This window comes from Paraburkholderia humisilvae, from assembly GCF_902859855.1.
In the GTDB taxonomy this organism is placed as follows: Bacteria; Pseudomonadota; Gammaproteobacteria; order Burkholderiales; family Burkholderiaceae; genus Paraburkholderia; species Paraburkholderia humisilvae.
In genome coordinates this window covers 1-8089 of sequence record NZ_CADIKH010000135.1, presented here as the reverse complement: position 1 = coordinate 8089, position 8089 = coordinate 1, and the positions used below count along the sequence as shown (strand labels likewise).

The 8089-nt window shown below is 58.2% G+C and carries 12 protein-coding genes; 4 read left to right on the top strand and 8 right to left on the bottom strand.

Features of this window, described 5'->3' with window-relative positions; translation table 11 throughout:
* The first annotated feature begins 114 nt into the window (after positions 1-114).
* Positions 115-402, top strand: coding sequence for an ATP-binding protein (locus HV796_RS39085; protein WP_377757415.1), 288 nt, complete (start codon positions 115-117; stop codon positions 400-402).
* 55 nt (positions 403-457) lie between these two features.
* On the opposite strand, the gene HV796_RS39080 is transcribed toward HV796_RS39085, so the two are convergent.
* The 6 genes from HV796_RS39080 to HV796_RS44830 form a co-directional block, all read right to left on the bottom strand.
* The gene (locus tag HV796_RS39080) at positions 458-709 is read right to left on the bottom strand and encodes a hypothetical protein (RefSeq protein WP_175233134.1); all 252 of its coding nucleotides are present in this window, start codon (positions 707-709) and stop codon (positions 458-460) included.
* A gap of 14 nt (positions 710-723) precedes the next feature.
* Positions 724-906 carry a hypothetical protein gene (locus HV796_RS39075; protein WP_175233133.1) on the bottom strand — a complete coding sequence of 61 codons (183 nt, stop codon included), beginning with the start codon at positions 904-906 and terminating at the stop codon, positions 724-726.
* 203 nt (positions 907-1109) lie between these two features.
* On the bottom strand, positions 1110-1466 hold the full coding sequence (locus HV796_RS39070; protein ID WP_175233132.1) for a helix-turn-helix domain-containing protein: 357 nt from the start codon (positions 1464-1466) through the stop codon (positions 1110-1112).
* 5 nt (positions 1467-1471) lie between these two features.
* A complete protein-coding gene (locus HV796_RS39065) occupies positions 1472-1774 on the bottom strand; it encodes a type II toxin-antitoxin system HigB family toxin (RefSeq protein WP_175233131.1) in 303 nt (100 codons plus the stop codon).
* A 244-nt stretch (positions 1775-2018) separates the two neighbouring features.
* Positions 2019-2810, bottom strand: a complete 792-nt coding sequence (locus HV796_RS39060; protein ID WP_246356323.1) for a deazapurine DNA modification protein DpdA family protein — start codon at positions 2808-2810, stop codon at positions 2019-2021.
* A gap of 250 nt (positions 2811-3060) precedes the next feature.
* Positions 3061-3483: a hypothetical protein gene (locus tag HV796_RS44830; RefSeq protein WP_246356322.1), complete on the bottom strand. Its 423-nt coding sequence runs from the start codon at positions 3481-3483 to the stop codon at positions 3061-3063.
* A 32-nt stretch (positions 3484-3515) separates the two neighbouring features.
* Between HV796_RS44830 and HV796_RS44825 the strand changes: the two genes are divergently transcribed.
* The gene (locus tag HV796_RS44825) at positions 3516-4004 is read left to right on the top strand and encodes a hypothetical protein (protein WP_246356321.1); all 489 of its coding nucleotides are present in this window, start codon (positions 3516-3518) and stop codon (positions 4002-4004) included.
* 466 nt (positions 4005-4470) lie between these two features.
* Here HV796_RS44825 and HV796_RS39045 read toward each other — a convergent pair whose 3' ends face one another.
* Together HV796_RS39045 and HV796_RS39040 are read right to left on the bottom strand one after the other, a co-directional pair.
* Positions 4471-4674, bottom strand: coding sequence for a hypothetical protein (locus HV796_RS39045; RefSeq protein WP_175233129.1), 204 nt, complete (start codon positions 4672-4674; stop codon positions 4471-4473).
* A 68-nt stretch (positions 4675-4742) separates the two neighbouring features.
* A complete protein-coding gene (locus HV796_RS39040; RefSeq protein WP_175233128.1) occupies positions 4743-6137 on the bottom strand; it encodes a sbcc family protein in 1395 nt (464 codons plus the stop codon).
* A gap of 278 nt (positions 6138-6415) precedes the next feature.
* Between HV796_RS39040 and HV796_RS44820 the strand changes: the two genes are divergently transcribed.
* Together HV796_RS44820 and HV796_RS39030 are read left to right on the top strand one after the other, a co-directional pair.
* On the top strand, positions 6416-6688 hold the full coding sequence (locus tag HV796_RS44820) for a tyrosine-type recombinase/integrase (protein ID WP_246356320.1): 273 nt from the start codon (positions 6416-6418) through the stop codon (positions 6686-6688).
* 292 nt (positions 6689-6980) lie between these two features.
* Positions 6981-7772 (top strand): hypothetical protein, encoded by a 792-nt coding sequence (locus HV796_RS39030; RefSeq protein WP_175233127.1) that lies wholly within the window; start codon positions 6981-6983, stop codon positions 7770-7772.
* Positions 7773-8089 lie beyond the last annotated feature (317 nt).

Genomic DNA, 8089 nt, shown 5'->3' with positions numbered 1-8089 from the left:
GAACTACGCTACTCCCACGACGAAGTTATGTTGACGAACTCCTGACGCAACCAAGCGCCGAAGCACCGCCCAGAGGAAACTCCACATAACCGCGCGCTGCACATAAGTCAAGTAATGTTGCGCGCAACATTACTTGATGACTGGGGTTTGCAGGATCTCGATCAGGGCGCACGCAACGATCTGCTCGATCTGCTCGATCTGCTCGAAGTGCTCGACGATCGCGTCGGCACGCGTTCGACCGTCATCACCAGCCAGTTGCCGCTCGAGCACTGGCACGCCCGGCTCCAGGACCCCACGCTCGCCGACGCCATCCTCGACCGGCTCGTGCATCAAGCCCACAAACTCCCGATCAAGGGCGATTCGATGAGAAAGAAAACCAAACCGGATTCGGCCGACGCCTGATCGTGATCGCTCTCGCTATAATCCACTAACCGCGCAACACCACCTTCCAGCCTGATCACGATCGCCGAAACGACTGATGACCATCACCGAAATCCGCACTCTTGCTTCGCGCAGCCCATGTCCAATGGAACACGCGTCCTTGAACTTCCGCATCGGCGGGCAACACCAAACACTCCAATGTCCGCCCGGTTATCGTGACGATCTGGTAGCGCCGCCCGGTGCCGGTACGCAATTCGTCGCCGCCTTCCGGTGCTGGACCGTCCCACGCATTTACCCGGAGCTTGACCCGATCCCATGGGGATTTCATGAGGAGGTGTTTTCCTAGTTGTTGCTAAACCATTCTTGCGCGGTCATCGCAGCGTCTTCACCAGCATCAAACTCACGCCGAAACCATTCCTCTTTGTCGTACGGGACATGCTTTGCATCCAGCATCGGCATACCGAGGTTTGCCAACTCTCGCGATGCTTCAGCGGCCCAAGTGTCAAAATCGCGCGCTTTTCTCATGACTGCTTTCCCGATCAGTTCGCAGTCGCGGGCGCTTGCTCACACCATCCCGCAATCCACCCGCAACGCCACTCGTGCGCGAGATCCGTCGATTCCTCAAATGGGCAACTGCGCTGAGACTTGCCTTCGTGGCCGGAGTCAAAGCCATCCTGACGCACCCTAATTCGAACCGCGGTCGATTTGTCGTTGAGCATCGTATTTTCCTATCCGATAAGTACTTCGGCAGGAATCTTCAATTCGCGGTTCAGGCGACGAATCATCGAAAGGCTGAGTCCACGCTTTCGATTGAGGACTTCGTAGACGCGATTCAGGTTGCCGATGTACGGCTGCATGTCGCTGGCGGAGAGTCCGGCCTGCTCCATACGAAATTTGATGGCCTCAACAGGATCGGGAAGATCGACTGGGAAATGCTCTGCCTCGTAACGCTCGATTAGCGTGGCCAGAATTTCGAGGTGATCCCCATCAGGCGTGCCCGGTGCCGGGTCGGCATCGACCAGGCCAGATACGATCTGGAGCGCTTCCTTGTAGTCGCGCTCGTTATGAATTGGTCGAATTTCCATCTTGGTCACTCCAGTTCAACAGTTTCGGCATCGATCCTGTCGTACTCGCCGTGCGTTCCGATAAACTTGATATAGACGACACCAATGCGATAAGCGATAGCGACAATGAGCCTGTAGTCGTTTCCCTTGATGTTGAATACCACACGATTTCGGCCGACAAAGCTCGCGGTCGCGTATCTGGCCTTTATGTCCTGCGGTGTCATCCAGGCGGCCTTTATGGCCTCCTCGTGCCATGCGAGCAACGCTTGCCGCGCAATCGGATGCTTGTCGCCGAATGCCAGAAGGACTCTTTTCGCAACGACTCTCATGAGCGCAGTATAGTCCCATATTGGGACTGTCGCAAGCCCTCGCTACGTGTGAATTTCGGTGCGTGTTACGAGGACGTTTGCTCGAAAGAGGGCGAAACCCGCTCTGCTTGCACCGCCATTGCCGGGTTCCTCGGAAAATTGGCAGCAGCGCGCTGTTGCATCAAGACGTGTACAACACGATGTGACAAAAAAGAAAACGCCCACGGGTTCCGAAAAACTCGCAGGCGCGTGCAGAAAAACTAGTTCAGGCAACAAGAGGCAGCCGGAACTGATCGCCCGCGCGCGGTTTGATTCGCCCGGTGGCCGCTGCCATCCAGCGGGACATTTCCGCGCAACGGTGCCGCATGTTATTGGAGATACCCCGCTCTCGCGCCGCGACGCGTGCGGCAAAATCGGACGCCATCGAATCGACGCTGGCGACCCAGTCGTACATCTTCACGCGAGAGAGGGCCTGCCCTTTCACGCCAAAAAGGTGCAGGCGCGATCCGGGCGGCAGGTGCCCTTCCAGCCCTTCCAGAATGGCGAACAGGCCATGCCTTGGATGCGTCAGGGGACGCCGGCAGACGGAGCCCAGCCCGATCAGCACGGGTGCGCTGATCCATGGCATCCACCGTTCCCATACCTCGAACATGAGGTCGATGCTGCGTCGATAATCGTCCACGGACCACCCCTGAGCCACCGGGACGGGGATACGCAATGCATTCTGGACAGCGTCAGCGCTCCACGTATTCAAAAGCTCGTTTTGCCATGCATAGACGACGCGCAGCATGTGTTCCAGCAACGTTGCCGTCGCGTCAATCCGGTAGTCGATCGCTACCTGATCGGCGGCCAGCTCCGGTTCACAACACAGGTCCGGCTGTGCGATCCAGTTCGCACCGCTGAACGACGCCAGTTCGACATACTGTTCCATCGTCCATGGATAGATCCCGGCGATGCCGCGCTGTCGTCCCTTCGCCTGAAAGGCGCGCATTGCGGTGAATCCGGCACTGTCGAGCGCGAAATCGATCTCGGTGAGGTCGGTCGCTTGCGGTATCACGAACCTGCCGCTCCTCGCGTTCCAGAAGGCCGACGCCGATACCATGGCCGCATAGCCTTCGTTGAATGCGTGAAACGCGAGCTTGCCGCTTCGATGCGGTATGCCCACCCGCACCAGCAGGCCGTCGCGGACGTGGGCGTTTTTCTGGAAGACCGGCATGCCGGCCCCTATTGTTTCGAATTGCATGAATGCTCCGATCGACAGGGCAGCCCTTGCGGGTTGCCCCGCAAGGGTGAAATGAAAGCGCCGCTTACGCGGCCAACGAAAAGAGATCCGGCTGCTGTTGGGAGACCAGCCGTGCGTGCTCTGCGTCGCTGATCGAGTTGCGGACCAGATGCTGGTCGAGCCCCGCTGGCGTGAGGTTCAGGCGCTGGGCAAGGTTCGCGAAGTACTGCCCGCGTCTCGCCATTTCCTGATAGCGCTGCGACATTCCGGCAGGCAGTTTCAGAATCGTCTCGTTGAGCCAGAAGCGCGCCGAGTCGATTGCCGCGTGCTGCTGCGCTCTCGCAGCCCAGCCGTAGTCGAACGTGCACGTGACGAATTCGCACGCACGCGTCGCGTCGACGTCGAGCTGTTCCGATTCATCGAAGTAGACGACACGCTCTCCGCCCGTGGCTTGCGCATATGTCGAAACACGCTCCGGATGCCGGTAGCTGTTCCATTGCTCTGCCACGTAGTCGCGAAGGCCAGGCCTTGCACCACCGCATGATGTTCGATCTCATCGAGCATCGTGTCGATGTGCCGCGACAGACTCGCGTTTTCGATCGTCGTATTGGCCGTCGAGATGTAGTGCGCAGGCTGCGTACTATCCTGTATCGCGACGCGGCGGACCGCCTCGAGCATCAGGATCGTTGCGCACGTCGAATCCTTGCCGCTGAGCGTGCCGCACAGCGGGTGGCCTTCGCGAATGAGGCCGGTGAGCACGGCGATCCCCGCCTCCATTTTTTGCAGAATCTCGTCAAACACTATCGCTCCTTGCGCAGGAGCACCCTGCGGGAGTGCGCCCGCAGGGGTCAAGAAAATAAGATTTTTCCGGCTGGAACGAGCCTGGCCAGATCGGGTTATGAACTGCTAAAGCTCGGTGCTGCCGATCCAGCAATCACCAAGGTAGGCATCCGCTACGTCATCGTTCACGGCACGCACAACATCCTCGTGCCCAAGGGCAGTGACAATGGCGTCGTGCGTCCACGGTAAGGAAGGGGACACGCTGAAAACGACGTTATCGGTTGGGCCTTTCACCACGAGAATGGCATTTTCGAGCCCGGCGAGGAGATCTGGCTCGCTGGCTTTTCTCGGGCGTGCTACAACCGCGATGCCGCATGCGGTCGAAACGTACGCAGGTATAGGCAACGGGTTTTCTTCTTCGAACTTTGACACCAATTTTCTCCTGCCAGTGTTAGTAGTCCATCGGCTATATGCGGCTGTACCGCAAATGCCGTTCGAATGGCGACGGACTCGCCTGGGTGTACTCCACTTGCGGACCAGCATTTCTACCGGCGCCAGCGCGACCTTGTTCGATCATGAGGAGCGCCACAGCGAACAGCGCCCCTGCTACCGCTGCGACCTTGATCCGGTTGCTCACGGCTTCACCTCCATAAGAAAGAAATGCCCCAGACCTCCTGCGAGGAATGGGGCTTGAAAGGCGGGGTTAGTGGCCGGGTCAGTTGCAGGTTTTCGGGTGGCTCACGGCAAACGTCAGCACACGGCCGTCCGGGCAGAGGATAAAGTCCCCCGGCTCGCCTTTCGGCTGGACAACCACGATCGACGGCCTGGCGTGTTCCGTGTGCGCCTGCGGCTGGTTCGAGTACGCGCACAGCGACGAGCTTCCGCCCGCCACGATCAGCAGCATGAGAAGATTCTGCATGGCATTCCTCAAAACGAGGAACGCCCCTGCGGGGAGCGTTCCCCACAGGGTTAAAAAGTAATGAACGCTCAGACAGCGAGCGCCTCGACATCGATCACGGCGTCGGCTTCGGCAACGAGGTCCGGTGTCTGCGAAATAAAGAACTCACGCTGATACCCACCCTGCTTCAGTACCTCACGCTTCATCCGCATGAACTGCAGCTTGCGCTCAGGATCGAGCGGGCCGTCCGATTCATCACTGAAAAGCGTCTGATACGGCTGCCCCGCGTTGCCGGCCAGATACAGCGCAATACCGCGCGTGAGGCACTCGTTGATCCAGACCTTCTGGCCACCGGACATCACCGTTACCGCCTTGATGCTGTCGTTGTCGGCGTCGTGCACGAGGATTTCGAATCCCTCGCGCAGTTCTCCGCTGGACAGTTCTCGTTGCGTACGAATCTCGACCGTGAAGCGAGAGCCATAGCACGCGAGTAGCAGGTCGTTCACCATCTGCGTGAGCGCCGGGCCCGCATCGTCGATCGTCAGGGCGATTACGCCTTCGCTGCCCAGTCCTTTCGCGAGCAGCTTCCAGCGCACGATCTCATCGGAGATGCGGCCCGCGCGCGACTGGGTCGCGTCGAAACCGGACAGATCCTTCTCGAGCGCATCGCGTTCGGCCTGGCGCGTTGCCTGCGCACGGATCAATGCTTCAATCTGCGCATCTGCGGCTGTTACAGCCTCACGCCCAGTGGTTAACTGACGATCGATATCCTCAATTGTCGCGGTCACATCGACGGCAGCAAGGCGAGCCAGTTCCGCATCGACTTCCTGAAGCTGCAACGTAAGACGCGCTGTCTCCGTCTCCCGGCGTTGACGTGCATCGCTCTCTTCGGCATCGAGCGTTTGCAGATCATTACGGGCGGTGGGCAGTCCTTCCGTAGCCGCGTCCAGCAACGGCTTGCGCGCGGCAAGGTCGAGGGCATTCTGCAGGTCCTGACGCGCCTTCTTCAGCGAGTCGTTCACCGCTTTCAACGCCTCACGCTTCGCAGGAAGCTGCTGTACCTGCGGTCCGAGTAGGTCGGCTTCCGCGCGCTGCATGCGGAACCTCTCGCGCAGCGACTCCAGTGAAACACGGTGCTCGGAGGCTTTCGCCCCCGCTTCCCGTGCCTGCGTCAGCAATGGGCAGGTGGCATGCATCTCATGACCGGAGCAGGGAACCTGTGCGATCACGCCCGCTTGGGCGTCCAGGCTCCGAAGCAGCGTCAGCTTCGACGTCCCATCCGATTCAAGCCCTTTCAGGCCCGAGGTCAACGAGGTGAGCGACAACTGCTTTTGCTCCAGATCGGCGATCACGGCCTGCAACGGTTCGAGCTTCGCCTCTTCGCGACCAATACGAACCTGCGCATCGTCGCGCGCGGCCGCAGCACCGTTAATGGCGTCACGCTGTCCGAGTGTCGCCTCATGTTTCGAGACGGTCTCGCTCAACGTCTTGCGCCGTTGGGCAAAACGCTGGTCGTGTGCCTTCGCATCATTGGCATTCGCCTGCAACGCCGCGTCACTGAGGCCCCGGAAGGACGCCTTTGGCGTCCGCGCTATCCTTCCCCGCCGAAAACGACGGGGCTTGTCGCGCAACCGGTCTATTTCCAAAGACAGTGCTTCTCTCTAGAAGCGCGGCTCACGAAATCGGCCAGACGGAGGTTGATTTCGTTGAATGACCCGGCGCTGTCGGTGTTGCGGGATCAGCACAGCTGGCAGCTGGACCATTGTTCGGGATCGCCTTGTTTGCAACGGAAGCCGGTGCTCACATCACGACGCTGCAAAAGGGCTTTGAGGCTGCCTGCAAGCGTAGCGGCATTGACGATTTTCCCATTCACGATCTGCGTCACACGTTCGCCTCATGGCTCGTGATGGATGGTGTGTCGCTATATGTTGTTCGGGATCCATTTGGCCACTCGTCCGTAACCGTGACAGAGCGCTATGTGCATCTTTCGCCAGATCAGGGGCGTGTAGCGGTTCAACGGTTGATTGTCCTGTAACCCTTCCCGAAGGGGGTGCCCCAAAACGCACTCTCTCGAATACTCGAGGTTTGGGCCGGATATTGCCACGCTTCGGAGCCAGTTGACGGGATCGCGACTGCTTCGCGCTTTGATGACGATTTTCGCCAAATGCACTTGGCGTCCGCTTTCAAAGACTTATATTTGAACGGCCAATGCGGCTCAACACGCTTTGTCGAGTTCGCCAAGCGAATAGGACGCTTTCACGAGGGCGCGGTTTCGCTTTTCGCATACACCACGGACTGCTTCCCTGTGCATATCTTAAGGACTGTAAATGAATTCAAATCGTACCGATTCAAATAGAGTCAGTCAGTACCCGACCTCGGATCGGGAGAGTGCGATACCTGCTGCCGATATGGCCCCCCGTTTCTCCATGAGCAGCAGATCTCGTAATTGCGCGCTTGATCCGTTAAATAGCACGCCGTCGTCATCGACCGAACAAGCTGGCGAATCGGCGCAAGCGGTGGCTAGGCGCACCTACAAAGAGGCGGTCCGGTATCACGGAACTGACCGCGAGAGCAAGGAAGATATATTACGAAATGGCTTTATGATCGAAAGAAAGCGACTTGGCTACACGGGCGACGCGGTTAAGAAAGGTCGATTCCAGGCCGATGGTGAATTGGCAACCGAAAATGCAGGGCACCATCATTTCGCGAGTAATAAAAGCGTCGCAAAAGTGGTCGCTATGACGACTTCGCGTGGTAAAGAGGCACTAGTAAGGGTAATTTGCCCACCAGATAAGGTGCCGCTTGAAGCGGATCCGTTTATGCGATCGGCGAACTCTGAGCGCACGAGGAATAATATCGATGCCAGGTTTGTCCTAGGCCATAAGCAGAGCTCGCCAAATGCCAACGGTGCTGTTTTTAATGATCTTCTCAAAAAAGCAGGTGTCGAAGTTGACAATAATCGAGCGGGTCAACTGCTAGCCGGGGTTCAATCCGATTCAGAAGACGATTTCAAGACTGCGTCCGGCTCAGAGAGTGAGAGTGACAGTGTTGGCTCGAAATCGCCAGTAGCAGACCAGCCAAGCTTTGGACGCAGTTTTCGCTTCGGCTCGGCATCTTAAACCCAACGGGCGATCGGTGAAGGACCTCTTTGCCGATTGCATACCAGAATCACTCGAAGCGGGTTTGGCCGAAACGATCGCTGGAATTGTGCTGCTGGCTGAGGAAAAGGGAGTGACGCAGAATAAGCCTGAGCGCTTTGGCAATCATGTTGCGCAGTGCTTGTATGGTTTTCTGCCCTCCAAACGCAGTCTGCGGCATGGCTATCAGAGGTGGCCTCATTCGTTCGGACAGGATCCGCGAGTTTTTAAGTGGAATCGCTGAGGCAATCAAGCTGCCGATTTTATCGCTGGCAGCATGGCGAAGTATGCTTCATCCG